Here is an 18,702-nt window from a genome sequence, read left to right as displayed (position 1 = left end):
GCCTGCGCCAGCAGAACCTCGACCTTCCCGCGGATGTCGGCGGCGTTCCACGCCGACCGCTTCGCCCCGAGCTGGGAGATGATTTAGTCCGTCGCCCCGTCCCGGTCGATCCAGCCGACCTGTGTTGCCTCCAGCACGGCTGGAGCGGCTGGGTCGTGGTAACCCAGGGCACGCAGCTCGGCGTTCCATCTCGCGACCAGGTCAGCGCCGTCGGTGGGGACGACCTTGTCCGGCCGCGCATCGGCCCACGCCCGCCGATCCCACGCCTCGCGCAGCCGCGGCCCCGGCTCCTCGCCGGGATGCTCGCGCCGCCACTGGGCTTCGTACCGGTCGATGTTGCGGTGGATCTGACTGGTCCGAGCGCTGAACGCCCCGACGTACGGCGCGAGCTGCTCGATCTCCCCGGTCTCGGCGTCCAGGGTGAAGCCCCGCACTGCGAGGACCGCCCGGAACTCCGGGTCGGTGGCGACCGCGGCGTGCCCGATCCCGTTGATCGCCTCGATCATGTCCCGCACACCCACCGAGTGCAGGCCCCGCCAGGCGCCGGCCGCCCACACGCGGGCGTTGATCTGAAGGTGCAGGTGCCGGTGCGGATCACCGGCACGCGACGTGTAGTGCCGGATCACTGCAGCCTCGATCTTCTCGACCGGCACCTGCACCTGGCGACCGCGCGGTCCCACCCGGGTGGTCGCGTGCTGGGCGGCCCAGCCGACGATCTCGGCGGCGGCCTTGTCCTGGGCTTCGTCCAGCGCAGCCGAGATGTCTGGATGAAGCGCGGCGGCCAGTGACCAGGTCTTCGGGCCGTTGACGGTGACCTCGACGAACCGCAGCGCGTTCGCGTCTTCGCGAACCCGACCCTTCTTGCGACCGCTGTCGACGTCGACTCCCGCGACCCATTTCTCGTAGGCGTCGCCGTCCATCGAGCCGGCATGCTCGACACCGCCCGGGGTCGCTGTGAGCCGGGCAGCCACTCCGCAGCCCTCGCCGAGGTAGTAGTCGTCCGCCCGGGAGCGATCCCCCTCGACGTAGGCGCGCGCGGCCTTCGCCGCGCCGCGGTAGAACTTCACCCCGCCACGCACCCGGACCACCGCCTCCACGACGTCCGTCGACAACCAACGGACCCCTAGAAATGCCGCGTGGGCCGCCCGATCACGGGCGACCCATCTACGAACCTTCGTAGCATGCGTGCCGCTGAGAAAGAAGGTGGTGGGGCAGGCGGATGAGGGGTGACGGGGAGAGGATTTTGGGGACCGTGAGGAGTCAACGGTTGTAGATGAAGGGGAAGCTGTGAGGGGTCGGGAAGAGGGAGAAGATCAGGAGTCGGAGGAAGAGGCTTCAAGTGCGGCGGTAACGGCCTCGAACTCGACGAGCGCGGCCGTCAGGTCCTCCACGATCTCGCGGGCGATGACTTCCGGCGCCGGCAGGTTGTCGGCGTCCTCGAGCGACTCGTCGCGCAGCCAGGTGATGTCGAGGTTGGCCTTGTCGCGGCCCACGAGCTCGTCGTACGCGAAGGCCTTCCAACGCTCGGACTCCACCCGCTCCGCGCGGTCCTTGCCGGACAGGAACGACGTCACGAAGTCATCGAGGTCTGCCCGGCGCAGCGGGTTCTGCTTGAGCGTGAAGTGCATGTTCGTGCGGAAGTCGTAGACCCACAGCTTCTGGGTCCAAGGCTGCTCGGCCGCCGGCTTCTTGTCGAAGAAGAGCACGTTCGCCTTCACCCCGGGCGCGTACCAGATGCCGGTGGGGAGCCGGATCATCGTGTGCAGATCGAAATCCGCGAGCAGCTTGCGGCGTAGCGTCTCGCCGGCACCACCCTCGAACAGCACGTTGTCGGGCAGGACGACCGCGGCGCGACCGTTGATGTCCAGGACCGTCATGATGTGCTGCAGGAAGTTGAGCTGCTTGTTGGACGTCGTCACGACGAAGTCTTGGCGCTCGATGTCGCGGTCTTCGCGCACGGCCCGTCCGTCCGCGCCGACCATGGTGAGCGACGACTTGCGGCCGAAGGGCGGGTTCGTGAGCACCACGGACCAGCGCTGGCCGGGGTCGGCGATCAAGGAGTCGCGTACGTCGATGAGGGAGTCGCCGTTCGGTGTTCCGATGCCGTGCAGCAACAAGTTCATCGCGGCCAGCCGTGCGGTGCCGTCGACCAGCTCGTAGCCGGAGACGAACTCGTCACGGAGGTGATCGCGCTCGGTCGGCGTGAGGCTGGCGGCATCGCGGGAGGCGTGCTCGTGGGCGACGAGGAGAAAGCCGCCGGTGCCGCAGGCGGGGTCGACGACCGTGTCGGTGGGCCTGGGGTCGATCACGTCGACGATCGCCCGGATCAGCTCGCGGGGCGTGAAGTACTGGCCGGCGCCGGAGCCCTTGTCGGAAGCCCCCTTCGACAGCAGCTCCTCATAGGCGTCTCCCTTAAGGTCGGTGCCGGAAGCTGACCAGTTCTCCCGGTCAATGAGGTCGACGATGAGCCGCTTGAGCTTGGCGGGGTCCTGAATCCGGTTCTGGGCCTTCCGGAAGATCGTGCCAAGCGTGCCCGGCTGCTGGGCAAGACCGACCAGGATCTGGGTGTAGGTGACCTCCAGCTCGGTGCCCTCGGCGTCGAGGAGCTTCTGCCACGAGTACTCGGGCGGCACGATCTGCTGCGGGTTGAGACGCCGGTTAGCCCGCTCGTGCGCCATCTTGAGGAACAGCAGGTACGTCAGCTGCTCGGTGTACTCGATGACGCCCACGCCGTCGTCACGCAGGACGTTGCAGTAGGACCAGAGCTTGTCTACGAGGCGGCGGGAGTCAGACATAGTCGCGGTCACAGTCTTCGGTAGAGCTCGTAGCGGGCAGATCGGCCGGGGTCCTTTGTCGCCCAGCCCAAAGCTGCCATCCGGATCTCAGCCTCCTTGCGGATGCGGTTGTTCATGGGATGCACCCTGTCGCGGACCGGAACATCGAAGAGGTCGTGGAGAAGCCGCTTCACTGCGCGCACATCGTTGCTGTTGCCGTGGAAGACACGGATGCCACCCTCCAGTACAGATTGCGAATGCATCGCTCGATAGAGCTGATCCAGGTCGATCGTGTATCCGTCCATGACGAACGTCGTGTCATCCATCATCTTCTCCATCGTTCTGTGCTCCGTCCCTCAGAGAGTCGCGGAGCATCTCTCGAAGCTCGGCGAGCGTCTTCCCCGTCGGGACATGCGTCCAGTCAGTCCAGCCATTGCGCGAGCTGCCGACGAGTTTCGACAAGGCAGGTGACGGGGCACGGAAGTGGCCCGCCGACGTATCCAGGCCGCCTGAGCCCGTCACGGTGGCATGGAACTCGGTGCCGGATCGCACCTTCTGATGCCGCAGCCGGTCCCCGGGTATCACCAGCCCGCGCACGATGAGCGGCAGTAGATCGCCGTGCACAGGGTTGTCCGTTCGTGTACGTGTCCCCGCGACCCGGGTGGCTTCCGCAACCCGACTGGCTTCCGCGACCTTGCTGGCTTCTTCGACCTGGAAGGCTCTCAGGTCGATCATGTCGGCGTCTTGGTCAGCCGGCCGAGGCCAAGCCATGAGTGCGTATCTGATCAGTGCCAGCTCCCGGAGACCGATCCGGTCCTCGTCCCAGGCTGAGACCCATTCGTCCTGGGTGAAGTTGTCGACACCGTCGGGGAAGGTCAGGATCGACCCGGTCGTCAACCGGGCGAGGCTATGGGTCTGGAGTGTGTGCCGCTTCTTGCTCCAGGCCTGGTTGCTCAGAGTCGAGTTGAGGCTCTGCGTGGCCAGGGTCAGGTTGCCGAGACGGTGGATCGAGTTGTTGCGCCGCTCGATCGCCGCCCCTGGCACGCCGTCCGGCAGCGACCAGTTCTCCTCCCACTTCACCGGCATGACGTGCTCGATCGTCAGGGCCTTGCTGGCTGCTCGGTGAGGCAAAGTGGGCTCGGCTCGGCTCGTGAGCAGGTGGTTCTCCAGCCCTACCAGCAGGGTGCGGAGGCGGGCTCGCACGAGGTCGTTGTAGAGGTTGCTGTTCATCAGCGCGCTGATGAACGCTGAGTCGTCCGGCCAGATCCGGCTATCGGCTGTCTGGCTTGCCAGACCCGTGACGAGCAGGTCGCCAGCCCGGGTGACATCGCCGACCCTGATCGCGCCCAGGAGGGTGCCGAACAACCGGTTGTAGTCCTTGGTGGTCATGCGACAGATCGCCCGGCGCATGAGGAAGGAGTCGATCGCGAGCGTGCCGATGACGGCCTGATCCTCGGGGATCTCGGAGGAGGCGTGAAGGAACAGCATGAGCGGCCACGGCGTGGTGGTCTTCGTGGCGTCCAATCGGTCGAGAGCCTGTGCGACTGGGGAACTCATCGGAAGCCGCTGCAACCGGTCCATCGTGTCGGCGTAGACGCGGATATCCCGGATCACGTCGGCGGCTCTCGCGTGTGATGCACGCATCCAGCGCTTGAAGTCCTCGAAGAGGTGCTCGGCCGAGGATTCTTCGCCGCGCTGCGCGCTGAGCCAATAGGCCAGGAGGATGTCGACCCGCACTCGCTTTATGCGGCCCGTGGTGACCTCCTCACGCCAATGTCCGCTATCGAGCACGGACCAGTGGTCGTTGAGCAGTTCATGCTCAAGGTGGTGGTCACCTTGGCGTTCGAGCATCTGGAAGAGCAGGTTCTTGACGAGGTCGGCGGCGTCCAGTCGTACGCCACGGTGGTTGAGGGCTTCGAAGATGATCTGCGGGTCGTCTCGCGCGTCGAGGAAGATGCTGACCACCTTGATGCGGTTCTCGACGGCGAAGTGGAGGAAGTCGAGCCGGTCGCTCGCCGAGGAAGATTCCTTGACCCAGTCGCGGACGGCGTCTTCGAACCAGAGAGAGGCCCGAACGAGCTTGTGGCCAACGTTCGGTGGCGAAGACACGTCGACGGGCTCGCGTACGGCCCACTCGAAGCCGCGCAAGTCATGCGCGAGGGGTGCGACCTTGAGCCGGTCCTCTGGATGGTCGCTGTCGACGCTCACCCGGTTACGCACCAAGGCCGCGAAGCTGTCCGCCGCATGCAGTGCTCCGAACTCCAAAGCCACACGCCGAGCGGCGGCCAGGAACACCTGAAAGGTCGTCATCCGCTGCTGTCCGTCGATCACCATGGAGGTGGGCGTACGCCGCGGGATCGGGCTGCGGTGCTGGGTCACGAGGGCGCCGAGGAAGTACTCCTGAGCGTCCTCGTCGTCTCCCCCCTCCGACTGTGTCTCCGCGGACTCGGCGGCCTTGCGGATGTCGTCCCACAGGGGGATCCAGTTCTCCTCCTCGTCCCACACGTACGGGCGCTGGAAGATCGGGATCACATAGCGGTGGTCCTTGTTAAAGACCGCTCCAAGCAGCTCGTCTCCGGCTCTCATGCGGTGATCATCTCCTCGGCCTCCGACGGCTCCGACGCAGCGCCAGTAAGGCGGCCCGAGAAGGCTGCTTGAAGTAGCGCGCGACGCAGGGTCGAGTGTCGCAAGGTCGCAGCGAGTATGCCGTGCTCGAGACGCCCTGCCGCATCCCGGACTTCCGTCCAGGCTTCCACGAGCCGCCTCTGTGTCCCAAGCGGAGCGATCGGGACCGGGAATCGTTGGATCGCCGCCTTGTTCAATGCTGGCTGCTGCCCCCCGGATCCACCCCGGCGGGTTTCGAGGTAGCGCTCCTCCAGATAGCCGTAGATGTACTCGGGCAGAACCTTCGTAGCGGAGACTCGGATCGATGCGCAGTTCTGGTTGTGCGCGGCCTCGATGTCGAGGATTGCAGCCTGCCCGCGCGTCTTGCCCTCCCCGATCATCGCGAGCATGACGGTCCCAGGCGGTTGGATGCGCCTGGCGGGGTTGCCTGCCGCTTCGCGTGTGATGTGCTCGCGGGTCGATGAGATCCGTCCGAATGCAACCTCACCGCTGGAGACCCATGGCAGATCACCAGACCAGTGCGCGGCAACCGCTCGCGACGGCGTGGCACCTACGTTGACATCGAACAGATCACCGATGCGCGCCCATGCCCATGTTTCGGGCACGGGCCACACTCGTTCGTCCTCCTGTGGAGTGAACGCGGGCGCTTCGCCCAAGAGCTCCACGGCCGAACCCTCGGAAAGATCGTCGGTGACAAGCGTTCCCCGCAATCCAGAGGAGAGGGCGGCGCGCACCAGCGCCTTGGCTGAGCTGTGAGCGCGCTCCATGGAACGTTCGGCAGCGTCAAGACGGGAGAGGTGGTCTTCGAGGAGGGCGACAATGCGGCGCTGCGCATCGAGGGGTGGGATATCGACGGGCACCGCGTCGAAGCGTCCACGGGTGATATGGACCATCCCAGATCCGTGCGTGTGCCGCATCAGCTCGTCGAGCTTGTGGTCGAGCAAGTACTTGTGGAACTTCAGGTCGATGTTCGACTGGACCTTGAAGATGTGCTGGTTCAGTACACCCTCGGGACCGGTCCAGATGTACGAGCCCAACGTCGCGGCCCACGACACCAGCAGGTCGCCAGGCCGCACTACGTAACGATCCTCGACCTCGCCTTCGAAGTAGTTGAACACATCGCTTGAACCAGTGAGGTTCTGGATGCGGATGATCGGTCGCCCGTGCGATCGCCACTCCTGCTTCTTAAATGCGCGGCCGTTCAGATACCGACCGAGTTCGCCGAGCGTCTTGCGCTCCCAGCCTGCGGGAGTCGTCATGCGGTGAGCTCGGAGTTCAGTTCGTCGACGAGGTCGGCGGCGCGGTCGCCGAGGTCGCGCAGGGCGCCGTCGGTGCCTCCGCGCTCGATGAAGGGGGCGTCATCGAGATCTTCAGTGCGGATGCCGGCGGAGTTGGCGATCACCTTGACCATGTTGTCGAGCCACCAGCGCTCGGCGCCGGTGAACGTGACGCCGGCGTGCTCCTGCTGGGCGAGCCAGGCGGCGTACCGCTCGTTGACGCGCTCGGCGTACGGGACGAGCTCGTTGTCGACACCGACGGTGAACCGGACGAGCGAGACGAGGTCGGTCAACGTGTGGTGGTCGGACTTGGTGGCGAACTGTGGGTCCAGGGCGACGTACGCGTTCCAGATGATGTCGGGCGTCCAGTTGTAGGGCGGTCGGGCGATGCGGTCCGCGAGCTCCTTGATGTCGCTGAAGGAGATCCGCCGCTCCTTGGCTTCGGTGAGGAGCTGGGTGGCGGTGATCTCGGCGCGGTGCTCGTCGAGGTAGGCGCGCCAGGACTCGACGACGGAGGTTGCCTTGTCGGTGTCGACCACGCCGTACGCGTCGAGCAGGACGTCGGCGGAGACCTCGTCGACCACCCGGTCGTGGGTGCGGCGGAGCTCGAGAATGCGGGCGCGCAGGTCGGGATTGGATGCGAGTGGCTTCACGGCGTCGATGATCAGCTGCTGACGGACTGCGTCCGGGTCCTCGGCACCCTCGATGGCTTCGGCTTGCCGGTCGGGGTCGACGGCATCGACGAGGTGGCGGACCACCTTCCGCACAGACCCGCCGGCGACCGAGTCGAGCTCGGTGCGCTCATCAGGAGTCAGCTGGTGTTCGAGGGCGGCGAGCCGGGATGCGAGGGTTGCCGTCTCGTCCTCGGTGATGGTCAGGTTTGCGGCCTTCTCCAGCAGCTTCTGGAGGCTGACCGACTTCTCGCGGTTGAGCGGCGGCTCGACGAAGTCGTGCTCGGTGACCCCGATGGCGTCGATGAGCACGAAGCAGGTCTTCTGCTTGGCGTCGGGGGTCACTGCCTGGAAGTCGGCTGAGGGGATGGTGCGGGCGCCACGGCCCTTCATCTGCTCGAAGTACTGCGGCGAGCGCACGTCGCGCATGAAGAACACGCACTCCAGCGGCTTCACGTCGGTCCCGGTGGCGATCATGTCGACGGTGACCGCGATCCGAAGAGCCGGGCTGGTGCGGAAGGCGGCGAGCTGCTGGTCTGCGTTGCGGGCGGTGTAGGTGATCTTGGCGGCGAAGTCGTTGCCCTTGCCGAACACTTCGCGTACCTGGGTGACGATCTCCTCGGCGTGGGCGTCATCCTTGGCGAAGATGAGGGTCTTCGGCACGGTCGATCGACCCGGGAAGATCTCGGTGAAGAGCTTGTCCCGGAAGGTCTCCAGCACGGTGCGGATCTGGTCGGTCGCGGTCACCGCGCGGTCGAGCTGGCCGCTGGTGTACTCGAGGTCCTCGTCCAGCGCCTCGTAGCGCTGGGCGCGGGTGCGCCGGTCGACCTTGGGAACGACCGTCCCGGCCTTGATCGTCGAGCCCCGGTCGCTGATCTGGGTCTTGATCCGGTAGATGTCGAAGTCGACGTTGACGTTGTCGGCCACCGACTGCGGGTAGGTGTACTCCGAGACGAGGTTCTGCTTGAAGAACCCGAAGGTCTGCTTGCCGGGGGTCGCGGTAAGACCCACGACGTGGGCATCGAAGTACTCCAGGACGCCGCGCCACTGGCCGTAGATCGAACGATGGGCCTCGTCGACAACGATCAGGTCGAACGTCTCCGGTGGGATGTCGGCGTTGTAGGCGACCGTGACCGGAGTGTCGGGCACCCAGCCATCCAGCTCGGGGTCGTCGCTCTCGCCAACCTCCTCGTTGCGCAGCGCCTTGAAGACGCGCTGGATGGTCGAGATCGCCAGGGCCGTCGACTCCGGCATCGGGCCGCGGTTGAGCCGGTTCACGTTGTAGAGCTCGGTGAAGCGGCGGCCGTCGTCGGGGGTGCGGTAGTTCTCGAACTCGGCCATCGTCTGCTTGGCCAGGTTGTTGCGGTCGACGAGGAACAGGATGCGGTCGAACCCGCCGAACTTCAGCAGCCGGTAGGATAGCGTCACGGCCGCGTAGGTCTTGCCGGCGCCGGTGGCCATCTGCACCAGGCTCCGGTCGTAGCGCTGCTCGCGCAGGCTCTGCTCGACGCCGTTGATCGCCTCGATCTGCGCTGGCCGAAGGGGAGCGGTGTCCAGCGGTGGCATGGCGGTGACCTTGCCTCGCCAGGTGGGGTGTTCCTCGTCCTGCCCTCGCAGGGTCTTGGCGAGGGTGGCCGCCTTGGGGAAGTTGAAGATCCGGCGAGCCCGCGGCTCGGGGTCGAAGCCGTTGGTGAAGTGGGTCTCGGTGCCACTGGCCTCGAAGACGAACGGGAGCCGGCCGTCCTTGGTCTGGGCCGCCAACCTGACATCGGCCGGCAGACCTTCGGCGTACATCGCGGACTGCCACTCGACACCCGACAGGGGAGTGCCTTCGGGCTTGGCCTCGATCACCCCAACGACCCTCTGGTCGACGTAGAGCAGGTAGTCGGCTCGACCGTGCCCGGTCGCCATGGTCGCCTCGCGACGCGCGACGCCCTGCGCCGCGAACAGGTTGAGCGACCTGCTGTCCTGCACCGACCAGCCCGCGTCGGTGAGCTGTCGGTCGATGAGCACGCGGGCACGCGCCTCCGCGGCAAGGCGGTTGGCGTCGTCCCCGAGGTTCATGATGCCTCGTAGGTTATGCGCTATGGACTGGTGTCATGGCACTTCCAGAGACTGACCTGCACCGCATCCGGCTGTGGGCGCGGGAGCGGGTGCCCGAGCACCTGTGGGACGAGCTGAAGGTCGAGGCCGACGTCTCCGACCGACACGTCGACATCGTCGAGGTGCGGCGACCGTGGGACGGCGTCGGCGAGCACACCCGGTTCCCGATCGCGCGCCTGCGCTACACGAAGTCGACCGGCCAATGGGCGATCTACTGGCGCGACCGTAACCTCAAGTTCCACGAGTACAAGCGCAAGCGCCCGACCAAGAACGTCCAGGCGCTCCTGGACCACATCGGAACCAGCGGTGACCCGATCTTCTGGGGCTGAGGAGGCGGGAAGGTCAGATGTCGGCTTCCGGTAGAGGTCGTTCTCACACTGCCCGGCGCGGCTGTGCGCTGCACAGACAAGACGTAGCCGCTGACGGGCGAGGGTTCATGTGCCAGAATCGCACACATGAGTGACCTTGACGCCCACACGCTTGGCGCCCGCGTTCGCGAAGCTCGAATGCGCGCCGGTCTTCGTCAGGATGAGCTCGCCTCGCGGGTGGGCTTCTCGGGACACTCCGTAATCGCGAAGATTGAGACAGGCGCACGGAAGGTCAGCGCCCTCGAGCTCTCCGACATTGCGGCTGCTATTGGCGTGCAGATGATCGATTTCTTCGAGGAACCGACCCCCGCGATTGTTTCTCACCGCACGAGCCGGACTCCGGACGCTACCGACTCAACGATTGATGCACGGCTTGCGCTCCTTGCTCAGGACGTCGAGTTCGTCGACTCTCTCGCCGATGGCGCTTTGGGATTCGACCGAGCGCCCGAAGAGCAGACTCCCCCTACTACGGTTAAGGAAGCCGAAGACCTTGCGGCTCACGCGCGAGAACTGCTTGGCCTCACGCCGAACGATCCGATCCCGCACCTAGTCAAGACCGTCGGACTGGTCGGCCTCCTCGCGTTCTCCGCGGACGTCGGTAAGGATCTTGCGGACGCAGGAACGGTGTTGCTGCGACGTGGGGGAGTTGCCTTTGTCAATAGCCATGCGGACGTCGGCCGCAGACGCCTAGCCCTCGCGCACGAGTTCGGGCACTACCTCTGCGCCGATGATTACACCGTCGACTGGCGAGTCGACGCATATGAGCCCAAGACCGCGCCTGTAGAGGCGCTGCTCGACCGGTTCGCCCGCACCTTGCTGCTACCCGCAGAGGCACTGACGAATGCATGGGCCCAGCGCTTCGAAGAACACGGACCGCGGAGGGCAGCCGCCTGGTTTGCACATCACTACCGCATCGACATGGCCACCCTCGCTCGGCGGCTCCGAGAACTCGGCCTCGCCGATCACGAGACAGCTGGGATCGTGCGCTCGCATCGCACCACTAGAGCCGACATTCTCGAACTCGACCTGTACGTCCCGGCCGAAGAGATGGCTGGGACGACCGTGCCCCGTACCTACGAGAAAGCGGTCCTGCGCCTAGTTGGCAACGAGCTCATCAGCCGAGAACGGGCCCTAGATCTATTGCTAGGCACGCTGAACGACGATGATCTACCTGTTCCCAGAACTCGCCGCGAGGACGAGATCTGGAAGTTCGTCTCTTGATGACCCCAGGCGCCGACGCCTGGGTTTTCGACACCGGTCCGCTCAAGCACTTCGCGCTCAGCGGTTGGCTGGGCGTCTTGAAGTTTCTCGCCGGAGGCCGCCCAGTCCTCATGCCAGACGTTGTTGAGCGAGAACTGCGGCGACAGACGGAGGAGGTCCGGGCGGTCGGTCAGGTCCTCGACGCCGACTGGATTCATGTGTTTTCTTCATCCGACCCCTCCTACATGGCGAAGTTCGCTGGATACGCGCGCCGCCTCGTCGCCGACGGCAAGAACGAAGGCGAGTGCGGTGTTCTTGCGATGGGCGCCACCTTCGGGAGCGAGATGGTGATTGACGACAGCACCCCTAGGGAAATCGCGGAGACGGAGGGCTTGCGGGTCACGGCGACCGTTCCGATCCTGTGTGATGCGATTCGCGCCAAACAGCTGACACTTTCGATGGTGGAACACGTGGCGGACGAACTCCTTGCGAACGAGTACTACCTGCCGTTCGGTCCAGGAGGGTTTCGTCGGCACGTGCTCGAACACGGGCTGCTGGACTACGACGAGACGACCTGACTGAGTTCACAGGGAGCAGTCGTTGAGTCGTGCCCGGGTGCGGCCGGGGGTCGGATCAGCGCGCAACGCGTGAGCCGTAGTTGTCTCCAACGGGAAGCCCGGGCCGTGTTCGCGTTCCACGTCGACAGTGACACGGCATCTGTGCGTCGCCAGCGGTCCGCAAAGAGTCCGCAAGAAGTCCGACCGAGACCGATTCTGGCCGACGACGTCCAACGGTCCGGCGAGCGCGTTTCCGCAGGTCAGACCGTGTTCTCCGGCATCAACCGACGGTGACCATCAACAGCCAAAACCCCGCCTGATCGTTCCGCTTCAACGTCTGATCCCGTCGATCGGGCGAAGGGGGGAGGATCGGCGCATGCCTGAGGTTCTCTTCTCCCGTGGGACCTGGATGCCGGCCGTCGTCGACGACGACGGCCGCCTGCTCCTCGACGTCGTCGGCGGGGCCGACGCGCTGCACGGCCCGCGGACCTTCACCGTCCCGGTGACGCACGGCCACGCCGAGGTCGTGCGCACGAGCGTGCGCCGTCACCTGCTGCTCTACGCCGCCCTGCTGCCGCTGTGCTACGACGCCGGTGTCGCCGGGCCGTGGGACGAGGAGGCGGCGGCAGCGCTGCTGGACCCCGTGCTGCTCGGCACCCCGCAGGAGGTCGACAAGACGCTGCGCCGGGCCCGGGTCGACCGGCGCGTCCTCGTCGCCCATCACGTGAGCCTGCGGCTGCTCAAGTCCCGTCGCTACTACGAGGCGGCGCAGTCGGCGACGGCGGAGTCGGACTGGGCCAGGGTTCGCAAGCATCTCGGGGTCTGAGCCCAGCGGCGCTCGCGGACCAGCCGCCTCAGAAGGGTGGGTCCGCCCCCGGGACGGGGGGCGAGGCCACGGCGAGCTCGGCCTCATCCCGACCACCCGCAGGTGCACCGGGCGCTGAGGTCTGTGGTGCTGCGGTCGCGGGTGCTGCGGTCACTGACACCAATGCCGTTGGCGCCGAGGCCTGCGACTCCGAGGCGAGCGGCGCCGGTCTCGCAGGCGCCGGTCTCTCGACCGCCCAGGTCCGGGGCCACGTCACGCGGCTCGTCCCACCCGGCGCCGTCCAGGTCGCTCGGCCCTCGGCATCGAGCTCGTAACCCCACCGCGGGTGCTGCTTGAGCCGGTGGTGGCGCCGGCACAGGGAGCCGAGGTTGCGCGACGACGTCGGGCCGAGGGGCCAGGCCTGCGCATGGTCGAGGTCGCACTGCACCGCGGGGCGGGTGCACCCCCACATCCGGCAGGTCCCGTCGCGGGTCTGCACGAGCCGGCGCAGCCCCGGACGTGGGACGTACCCGGGCTGGGGCTGCCCGGAGGCGACGACATGACCCTCGTCCGCGTCGAGGAGCACCCGCCCCAGCTCGTGGTCCTCGCTCCGACGGATCCTGTCGACGACGTCGGCCGGGATCCAGCCCGCACCTGGCACCTCGACGCCGCCCAGTCGAAGGCCGCGGGCGCCCTCGCCGTCGAACCGCTGGCCGTCGAGCCGCCCGCCGCCGACCTCCGGATGGCCGGGCCGTCCGCCGGAGGTGGACCCTAGAGCGGACCCGGCGGGCATGCCCCCTCCGGCTTCCTCGCCCCCGCTGGCGGGGGCCGACGCCGTGAGGTCCGCCGCACCCCACCGGTCCGTGATCACCGGCACGGTGAGGTCCAGCCGCGTACGCACCTCGACCCCTCGAAGTGCGAGGTCGACGAAGGCCTGAGCCCGCGCTGCGCCGAGGCGCAGTCCCGGCTCGTCGCGCACCGCCCGGGCGGCGAGGTCCTCGACCGCTGCGTAGACGACGACGGCGAGCTCCGTCGGCAGGACCGCCGAGATGACGCTCGTCCCGAGCGGTCCGGGGTCGAGGTGCACGTCGGTGCGGTCGCGACAGTTCTGCGCCGCGCGCCGCTCGAGGATGCCCTCGTCGACGTTCGTCAGCACCCGGCGACAGGCCCGCGCGAGCTCGCGGTGCTCGAGCGCGACGAGCCGCGAGTGCGCGCTGCCGCGCTTCTGGGCGAGGACGTGCGCGACGACGGCCGCGACGGCCTCGGGTGACGCGTCGCGCGTCTCCGTGGCGACGAGCTGCACCGTCCGCTCGGGCACCTCGCCCGCCACGGGAGGCGCGACGAGAGCAGCGAGGTCGCTCGACAGGCGCGCGGCCAGGCGGCACCTGCGGTCGGCGACGGCGATCGAGCAGTCGAGCGTCATCGCGGCCTCGTCGCCGCAGAAGTCGCCGGTCGCCCCGTCGGGCAGCCGGATCTCGCCCGCACCCGACGGGTCCCGCTCGCGCCGGGACAGCTCGGCGAGCAGCGCGAGCTCAGCCGCGTCGGCGGCCCGCCGGGCGCGCTCGACAGCGACGAGCATCTCGGCGAGATCGGGGGTCGCGATCGACCCGCCGACGACCTCCGCCGTGGCCGCGCACGCCCCGAACCCCAACCGGGCCTGCTCCGCGAATCTCATGGCGTCCTCGAACATGTGTACGAATCTACGAGCCCCCACCGACAGCCCACGGCAGCCCAGGGCAGCCCACCGACAGCCCACGACGCCGCCCCACGCCGACCGTGGTCAGCCCTACCCCCTGTCCCCACCCGCCCCTACGCTGAGCCCATGACCGACCTCGTGCTCACCGTCACCGCCGACGACCGCGCCGGCCTGGTCTCGCGCCTCGCCCAGGTCGTCGCCGACCGCGGCGGCGGCTGGACGACGAGCTCGATGGCCCATCTGGCCGGCACCTTCGCCGGGGTCGTCCTCGTCTCCGTGCCCGCTGAGGGGGTGGCCCCCCTTCGCTCCGCCCTCGAGGGCCTGGCCGTCGACGGCATCACGGTCGTCGTCCGTGAGACCCGGCCCCAGCCGGTCACGGCGGGGGAGCCGACCCTGCTCCACCTCGTCGGGCAGGACCGCCCGGGCATCGTCGCCCAGGTCTCCGCCGCGATCGCGTCCGCCGGCGTCGGCATCGAGGAGATGCAGACGGCGACGAGCGACGCGCCGATGGCGGGCGGTCTGCTCTTCGAGGTCCGGGCGCGGCTCGTCGTGCCCGAGGGGGCCGGCGCCCCGCTGCGCGAGCGCCTCGAGGCCATCGCCGACGAGCTCATGGTCGACCTCGACCTCGCCGACCCCGTCACCACCTGAGGTGGCCGCGCGCACGACCCGGCTCGACCTCGCCCGCCCCACCCTCGACGACGTCGACGCCCTCCACGCGATCTACGCCGACCCCCGGGTCTGGACGCACTTCCCGAGCCTGCGCTTCACGCAGCGCGAGCAGACCGAGCGGATGGTCGCCCGCTGGGTCGCGGCCTGGCGTGCGCACGGTCTCGGTCAACGCCTCCTGCGTGCACCGGGGGAGAGCGAGCTCCTCGGCCACGCCGGGTGCGAGGTGCGCGACGACACCTTCGTCAACCTCGGCTACCGCCTCGCCCCCCTCGCCCACGGCCGGGGTCTGGCCACCGAGGCCGCCCTCGCGGCCGTCGCCGAGGCCCACGAGCGCCGATCCGACCTGCCGGTGGTCGCCTACCTCGTCGCGCACAACCACGCGTCCGCCCGCGTCACGACGAAGGTCGGCCTCACGCTGCGGCACGCCGCACCCGACTTCGGCAACCCCGACCCCGGTGTCATGCGTCACGTCTACGCCGACCGCGAGCTCACCGACGCCGAGCTCGCCGCGACCCTCCGCCGAGCCCCGACTGGTCTTCTGCGCCCCGGCCCGGCACCGTAGGAGGCGAGCCGCGCACCGCGGCGACCGGACGAGGTCACGTACCCGGATCGCGACAAGACGTGTCGTCGAAGGAGTCGTGCCATGCCCTGGGTCGTCCTCATCATCTCCGGTGTCCTCGAAGCCGTCTGGGCCACCGCCCTCGGCCGCTCGGAGGGCCTGAGCAAGCCCGTCCCGACGACGGTCTTCGCCGTCGCGCTCCTCGCGAGCATGGGCGGTCTCGCCTACGCCATGCGTGACCTGCCGACGGGCACCGCCTACGCGGTGTGGGTGGGCGTCGGCGCCTCCCTCACGGTGATCTACGGCATGGCGACCGGCGCGGAGACCGCCTCGGTCGCCAAGATGCTGCTCATCGCCGGCCTCGTCGGCTGCATCATCGGCCTCAAGCTCGTGAGCGACGGCGGCCACTGACCCGACCGGGGCGAAGGGGTGGCCCCCAGCTCTGCGGACGGGTTGACTGAGCCCATGAGCCAGCCCCAGGTGATCACCGCCAGCCGCGAGATCGACGCCCCCGCCGCCACCGTCTTCGAGCTCGTCGCCGACCCCGCCCAGCACGCGAGCTGGGACGGCAACGACAACGTCGTCGAGCTCGTGCGCGGCGGCCGGGTCCGGGCGACCGGCGAGGTCTTCGCGATGCGCACGACGAAGGGCAACGTCCGGGACAACCGCGTCGTCGCCTTCGAGGAGGCTCGGCTCATCGCGTGGCGACCGGGTGACGACGGCGGTGAGCCCGCCGGTCACGAGTGGCGCTGGGAGGTCGAGCCGCTCGGCGAGGACCGCTGCCGCGCGACGCACACCTACGACTGGCGCGAGCTGACCGACGAGCGCCGCCGCGCGCGGGCGGAGTCCACGACCGAGCGCAACCTCAGCGCCTCGCTCGACAAGCTCGCGCAGCGTGCCGAGGCCGCCAGAGGCACGCCTCAGGCCTGACCGGACTCCACGAGCTCGGTCCACAGGTCCTGCCGGGCGGCAGGGTCGGTGAGCAGGTGCAGGTCGAGCTCGCGGCTCATCCGCTCGAAGACCGCGCGCCCGCGCGTGCTCGTGCCGTGCCGGTCCAGGCGCGGCGAGTACGTCGCGAGCCCGAAGCGGCCGGGGATCGCGCCGACGAGGACCCCGGAGACCCCGCTCTTGGCGGGGATGCCGATCTCCGACATCCAGTCGCCTGCGGAGTCGTACATGCCGCACGTCGTCATGACGCTCAGCGCCTGGCGGCTCGAGGCGACCGAGAGCACGCGCTCGCCGGTGATCGGCTGGCGCCCGCCGGTGGCCAGCGTCGCCGCCATGACGGCGAGGTCGCGCGTGGTGACGAGCACCGAGCACTGCCGGATGTAGCCCTGGACGACGTCGCGCGGGTCGTCCTCCATCACCCCTTCGCCGCGGAGCATGTGCGCGATGGCGAGGTTGCGGTGGGCAGCGGCGAGCTCCTCCTCCGCAGCCTGCTCGTCGAGCGAGAGCTCGCGCCCGGCGAGCCGGGACAGGCCCTCGAGGACGAGCCGGTCGCGGTCCTCCCAGCTCGAGCTCGGGCCGCCGACCATGCCGTGCACGACGAGGGCGCCGGCGTTGATCATCGGGTTGCGCGGGCGTTTCGTCTCGGGCTCGACGGAGAGCACGTCGAAGGCCTCTCCGGAGGGCTCGACGTCGACCCGCTCCATGACCTCCTCGACGCCGTACTCGTCGAGGACGAGCGCGTAGACGAAGGCCTTGGCGACGGACTGGATGGTCATCTCGTGCTCGGAGTCGCCGGAGTCGAAGATCTCGCCCTCGGTCGTGCACAGGGCGACGCCGAGACGGTCGGGGTCGGCCTCGGCGAGCGCCGACGGGACCCCGTGCACCTCGCCGCCTGAGTCCTCCCGCACCGCGTCGAGGGTGGAGGAGAGGTATTCGGCGAAGGAGCGGGTCACCGGCCCCACACTATGCGCGGGCCTGCCGGGTCCCCCCACCGCACTAGCCTGCCCGCCATGAGCGTGCAGCCAGCCACCGTCCCCGGGTGGGACGAGTACTTCCTCGGCATCGCGACGGCTGTCGCCGCCCGGGCGAAGTGCACCCGGCGCCGGGTGGGCGCCGTCCTCACCATCGAGCACCGGATCATCGCGACCGGCTACAACGGCGCCGCGCCGGGGGAGCCGGACTGCCTCCAGGGGGCCTGCCCTCGGGGCGCGCTCGACTACGAGACCGTGCCGGGCCTGGGCGACTACGACCGCCCCGGCACCCCCGGCTTCTGCATCGCGATCCACGCGGAGGTCAACGCGCTGCTCTTCGCCACCCGTGACACGAAGGGGGCGACGGCCTACATCACCGACCCGCCGTGCCCGGGCTGCCGCAAGGCGCTCGCCGCGGCCGGGATCGTGCGCGCCGTCTGGCCCGGGGGAGAGCACGACAGAAACTCGCTGACAACCTGGGCGTGAGCCGCCCACCGGTGCCACCATGAGGCATGAGCACCGCAGCAGAGCACCAGAGCACTCCAGCAGGCGCCGTCGTCGTCGCGGTCGACGGCACGAGCAAGGACGAGGCGGTGCTCGCCTGGGCGGCCCGCTCCGCCCAGCGACGAGGCACGTCGTTGCACGTCGTGAGCGTCGCGGACATCGGGGTGTCCGCCTTCGGGGGACCTGAGTCAGCGGGGGCGGGGGCGGTCGTCGACCAGCTCCTCGCGGGTGCCGACGCGACCGTCACCGACGCCCTCGAGCGCATCGCCCAGATCGCCCCGGACGTGCCCGTCACCTCGCAGTCGCTCACCGGGAGCCCCTCGCGCGTCCTCGTCGACGCCGCCGAGCAGGCCGCCATCGTCGTCGTCGGGTCGAGCCGGGCGAGCCGCCTCGAGCGGGTCGTCCTCGGCAGCGTCTCGGCCGCCGTCATCCAGCACGCGAGCGCTCCCGTCGTCCTCGTCCCCGAGGGCTCGGGCGCGGGCCCGGCCCGCGTCGTCGTCGGCGTCGACGGCAGCTCGCACTCCCGGGCCGCGGCCCGCTCCGCGCTCGACGTCGCCCGGCACGCCGGCGCCCCGGTCCTCGTCCTCACCGCCTGGCGGGTCGAGGTCGTCGACGGAGTCGTCGTCACCGAGCCCGGCACGCCCGCGTGGGAGCAGGTGGAGACCCGGTACCGCAAGGTCGCCGAGGGCGTCCTCGCCGAGGCCCGCGCCGACGTCGAGCACGGCATGACGACGGCGCCGGGCATCGAGGCCAAGGCCCAGGGGATGCCCGAGGTGAGCGTCGAGGTGCGCCGCGGGCGCGCCGCCGACGTCCTGCTCGACGAGGTGTGCGACGAGGACCTCATCGTCGTCGGCACTCGCGGGCGCGGCGGCTTCCGGGGTCTGCTCCTCGGCTCGGTGAGCCAGCGGGTGCTCGAGGCCGCGCCCTGCCCGGTCCTCGTCACCCGCGGCTGAGCCGACGGCGAAGATCGTCGGT

Annotated in this window: 18 protein-coding genes and 1 riboswitch; of the genes, 10 read left to right on the top strand and 8 right to left on the bottom strand. The window is 68.9% G+C overall.

All coding sequences use genetic code 11. From position 1 onward, the window contains the following. Positions 1-83: 83 nt before the first annotated feature. The 6 genes from mobF to LIV55_RS05245 all read right to left on the bottom strand — a co-directional run bounded on the left by mobF (position 84) and on the right by LIV55_RS05245 (position 9,411). Positions 84-1,112, bottom strand: a complete 1,029-nt coding sequence (gene mobF / locus LIV55_RS05270; protein WP_229299404.1) for a MobF family relaxase — start codon at positions 1,110-1,112, stop codon at positions 84-86. 201 nt (positions 1,113-1,313) lie between these two features. Further along, entirely contained in the window at positions 1,314-2,795 is a 1,482-nt protein-coding gene (locus LIV55_RS05265) for a type I restriction-modification system subunit M (protein WP_229299402.1), read from the bottom strand. 8 nt (positions 2,796-2,803) lie between these two features. Then, positions 2,804-3,112 carry a hypothetical protein gene (locus tag LIV55_RS05260; protein ID WP_229299401.1) on the bottom strand — a complete coding sequence of 103 codons (309 nt, stop codon included), beginning with the start codon at positions 3,110-3,112 and terminating at the stop codon, positions 2,804-2,806. Next, positions 3,093-5,360 (bottom strand): GmrSD restriction endonuclease domain-containing protein, encoded by a 2,268-nt coding sequence (locus LIV55_RS05255; protein WP_229299400.1) that lies wholly within the window; start codon positions 5,358-5,360, stop codon positions 3,093-3,095. Before LIV55_RS05255 ends, LIV55_RS05260 begins: the two co-directional genes overlap by 20 nt. Continuing rightward, on the bottom strand, positions 5,357-6,658 hold the full coding sequence (locus tag LIV55_RS05250) for a restriction endonuclease subunit S (RefSeq protein WP_229299399.1): 1,302 nt from the start codon (positions 6,656-6,658) through the stop codon (positions 5,357-5,359). Before LIV55_RS05250 ends, LIV55_RS05255 begins: the two co-directional genes overlap by 4 nt. After that, the gene (locus LIV55_RS05245) at positions 6,655-9,411 is read right to left on the bottom strand and encodes a type I restriction endonuclease subunit R (RefSeq protein ID WP_229299398.1); all 2,757 of its coding nucleotides are present in this window, start codon (positions 9,409-9,411) and stop codon (positions 6,655-6,657) included. Before LIV55_RS05245 ends, LIV55_RS05250 begins: the two co-directional genes overlap by 4 nt. 35 nt (positions 9,412-9,446) lie before the next feature. Between LIV55_RS05245 and LIV55_RS05240 the strand changes: the two genes are divergently transcribed. The 4 genes from LIV55_RS05240 (at position 9,447) to LIV55_RS05225 (ending at position 12,401) form a co-directional block, all read left to right on the top strand. Next, positions 9,447-9,779 (top strand): DUF3024 domain-containing protein, encoded by a 333-nt coding sequence (locus LIV55_RS05240; protein ID WP_229299397.1) that lies wholly within the window; start codon positions 9,447-9,449, stop codon positions 9,777-9,779. 126 nt (positions 9,780-9,905) lie between these two features. Beyond that, on the top strand, positions 9,906-11,039 hold the full coding sequence (locus LIV55_RS05235) for a helix-turn-helix domain-containing protein (protein ID WP_229299396.1): 1,134 nt from the start codon (positions 9,906-9,908) through the stop codon (positions 11,037-11,039). Beyond that, the gene (locus LIV55_RS05230) at positions 11,039-11,596 is read left to right on the top strand and encodes a PIN domain-containing protein (protein WP_229299395.1); all 558 of its coding nucleotides are present in this window, start codon (positions 11,039-11,041) and stop codon (positions 11,594-11,596) included. Before LIV55_RS05235 ends, LIV55_RS05230 begins: the two co-directional genes overlap by 1 nt. 355 nt (positions 11,597-11,951) lie before the next feature. Continuing rightward, positions 11,952-12,401, top strand: coding sequence for a DUF6357 family protein (locus LIV55_RS05225; protein ID WP_229299394.1), 450 nt, complete (start codon positions 11,952-11,954; stop codon positions 12,399-12,401). A gap of 28 nt (positions 12,402-12,429) precedes the next feature. Here the strand turns inward: LIV55_RS05225 and LIV55_RS05220 are convergent, their stop codons facing one another. Then, positions 12,430-14,070 (bottom strand): HNH endonuclease signature motif containing protein, encoded by a 1,641-nt coding sequence (locus tag LIV55_RS05220; protein WP_229299393.1) that lies wholly within the window; start codon positions 14,068-14,070, stop codon positions 12,430-12,432. 132 nt (positions 14,071-14,202) lie between these two features. Here LIV55_RS05220 and LIV55_RS05215 point away from each other — a divergent pair, with 132 nt between their 5' ends. The 4 genes from LIV55_RS05215 (at position 14,203) to LIV55_RS05200 (ending at position 16,234) form a co-directional block, all read left to right on the top strand. Further along, positions 14,203-14,724: a glycine cleavage system transcriptional repressor gene (locus tag LIV55_RS05215; protein WP_229299392.1), complete on the top strand. Its 522-nt coding sequence runs from the start codon at positions 14,203-14,205 to the stop codon at positions 14,722-14,724. A 1-nt stretch (position 14,725) separates the two neighbouring features. Beyond that, positions 14,726-15,307 carry a GNAT family N-acetyltransferase gene (locus LIV55_RS05210; RefSeq protein ID WP_229299391.1) on the top strand — a complete coding sequence of 194 codons (582 nt, stop codon included), beginning with the start codon at positions 14,726-14,728 and terminating at the stop codon, positions 15,305-15,307. Between the two features lie 2 nt (positions 15,308-15,309). Beyond that, a riboswitch (guanidine-III (ykkC-III) riboswitch) is annotated at positions 15,310-15,374 on the top strand. Positions 15,375-15,388: 14 nt separating this feature from the next. After that, on the top strand, positions 15,389-15,715 hold the full coding sequence (locus LIV55_RS05205) for a DMT family transporter (RefSeq protein ID WP_123092194.1): 327 nt from the start codon (positions 15,389-15,391) through the stop codon (positions 15,713-15,715). Positions 15,716-15,769: 54 nt separating this feature from the next. After that, a complete protein-coding gene (locus LIV55_RS05200) occupies positions 15,770-16,234 on the top strand; it encodes an SRPBCC family protein (protein ID WP_229299390.1) in 465 nt (154 codons plus the stop codon). Here LIV55_RS05200 and glsA read toward each other — a convergent pair. Continuing rightward, positions 16,225-17,205: a glutaminase A gene (gene glsA, locus LIV55_RS05195; RefSeq protein WP_191563365.1), complete on the bottom strand. Its 981-nt coding sequence runs from the start codon at positions 17,203-17,205 to the stop codon at positions 16,225-16,227. The two genes, LIV55_RS05200 and glsA, sit on opposite strands and share 10 nt — an antisense overlap. A gap of 57 nt (positions 17,206-17,262) precedes the next feature. Between glsA and LIV55_RS05190 the strand changes: the two genes are divergently transcribed. Both LIV55_RS05190 and LIV55_RS05185 read left to right on the top strand, forming a co-directional pair. Next, positions 17,263-17,709: a deoxycytidylate deaminase gene (locus LIV55_RS05190; RefSeq protein ID WP_123092373.1), complete on the top strand. Its 447-nt coding sequence runs from the start codon at positions 17,263-17,265 to the stop codon at positions 17,707-17,709. A gap of 26 nt (positions 17,710-17,735) precedes the next feature. Further along, positions 17,736-18,680, top strand: a complete 945-nt coding sequence (locus tag LIV55_RS05185; protein WP_123092191.1) for a universal stress protein — start codon at positions 17,736-17,738, stop codon at positions 18,678-18,680. The last annotated feature ends 22 nt before the right edge of the window (positions 18,681-18,702 follow it).

The organism is Janibacter melonis, assembly GCF_020567375.1.
Classification (GTDB): Bacteria; Actinomycetota; Actinomycetes; order Actinomycetales; family Dermatophilaceae; genus Marihabitans; species Marihabitans melonis.
The sequence above is the reverse complement of the archived record's forward strand: the minus strand, read 5'-3'. Positions and strand labels throughout refer to the sequence as shown.

What these genes read in the sequence shown, in the direction of transcription:
- LIV55_RS05265 (WP_229299402.1), bottom strand. Translation starts at nt 2,795, where the DNA reads ATGTCTGACTCCCGCCGCCTCGTAGACAAGCTCTGGTCCTACTGCAAC.
- LIV55_RS05260 (WP_229299401.1), bottom strand. Translation starts at nt 3,112, where the DNA reads ATGGAGAAGATGATGGATGACACGACGTTCGTCATGGACGGATACACG.
- LIV55_RS05255 (WP_229299400.1), bottom strand. Translation starts at nt 5,360, where the DNA reads ATGAGAGCCGGAGACGAGCTGCTTGGAGCGGTCTTTAACAAGGACCAC.
- LIV55_RS05250 (WP_229299399.1), bottom strand. Translation starts at nt 6,658, where the DNA reads ATGACGACTCCCGCAGGCTGGGAGCGCAAGACGCTCGGCGAACTCGGT.
- LIV55_RS05245 (WP_229299398.1), bottom strand. Translation starts at nt 9,411, where the DNA reads ATGAACCTCGGGGACGACGCCAACCGCCTTGCCGCGGAGGCGCGTGCC.
- LIV55_RS05240 (WP_229299397.1), top strand. Translation starts at nt 9,447, where the DNA reads ATGGCACTTCCAGAGACTGACCTGCACCGCATCCGGCTGTGGGCGCGG.
- LIV55_RS05235 (WP_229299396.1), top strand. Translation starts at nt 9,906, where the DNA reads ATGAGTGACCTTGACGCCCACACGCTTGGCGCCCGCGTTCGCGAAGCT.
- LIV55_RS05230 (WP_229299395.1), top strand. Translation starts at nt 11,039, where the DNA reads ATGACCCCAGGCGCCGACGCCTGGGTTTTCGACACCGGTCCGCTCAAG.
- LIV55_RS05225 (WP_229299394.1), top strand. Translation starts at nt 11,952, where the DNA reads ATGCCTGAGGTTCTCTTCTCCCGTGGGACCTGGATGCCGGCCGTCGTC.
- LIV55_RS05220 (WP_229299393.1), bottom strand. Translation starts at nt 14,070, where the DNA reads ATGTTCGAGGACGCCATGAGATTCGCGGAGCAGGCCCGGTTGGGGTTC.
- LIV55_RS05215 (WP_229299392.1), top strand. Translation starts at nt 14,203, where the DNA reads ATGACCGACCTCGTGCTCACCGTCACCGCCGACGACCGCGCCGGCCTG.
- LIV55_RS05205 (WP_123092194.1), top strand. Translation starts at nt 15,389, where the DNA reads ATGCCCTGGGTCGTCCTCATCATCTCCGGTGTCCTCGAAGCCGTCTGG.
- LIV55_RS05200 (WP_229299390.1), top strand. Translation starts at nt 15,770, where the DNA reads ATGAGCCAGCCCCAGGTGATCACCGCCAGCCGCGAGATCGACGCCCCC.
- LIV55_RS05190 (WP_123092373.1), top strand. Translation starts at nt 17,263, where the DNA reads ATGAGCGTGCAGCCAGCCACCGTCCCCGGGTGGGACGAGTACTTCCTC.
- LIV55_RS05185 (WP_123092191.1), top strand. Translation starts at nt 17,736, where the DNA reads ATGAGCACCGCAGCAGAGCACCAGAGCACTCCAGCAGGCGCCGTCGTC.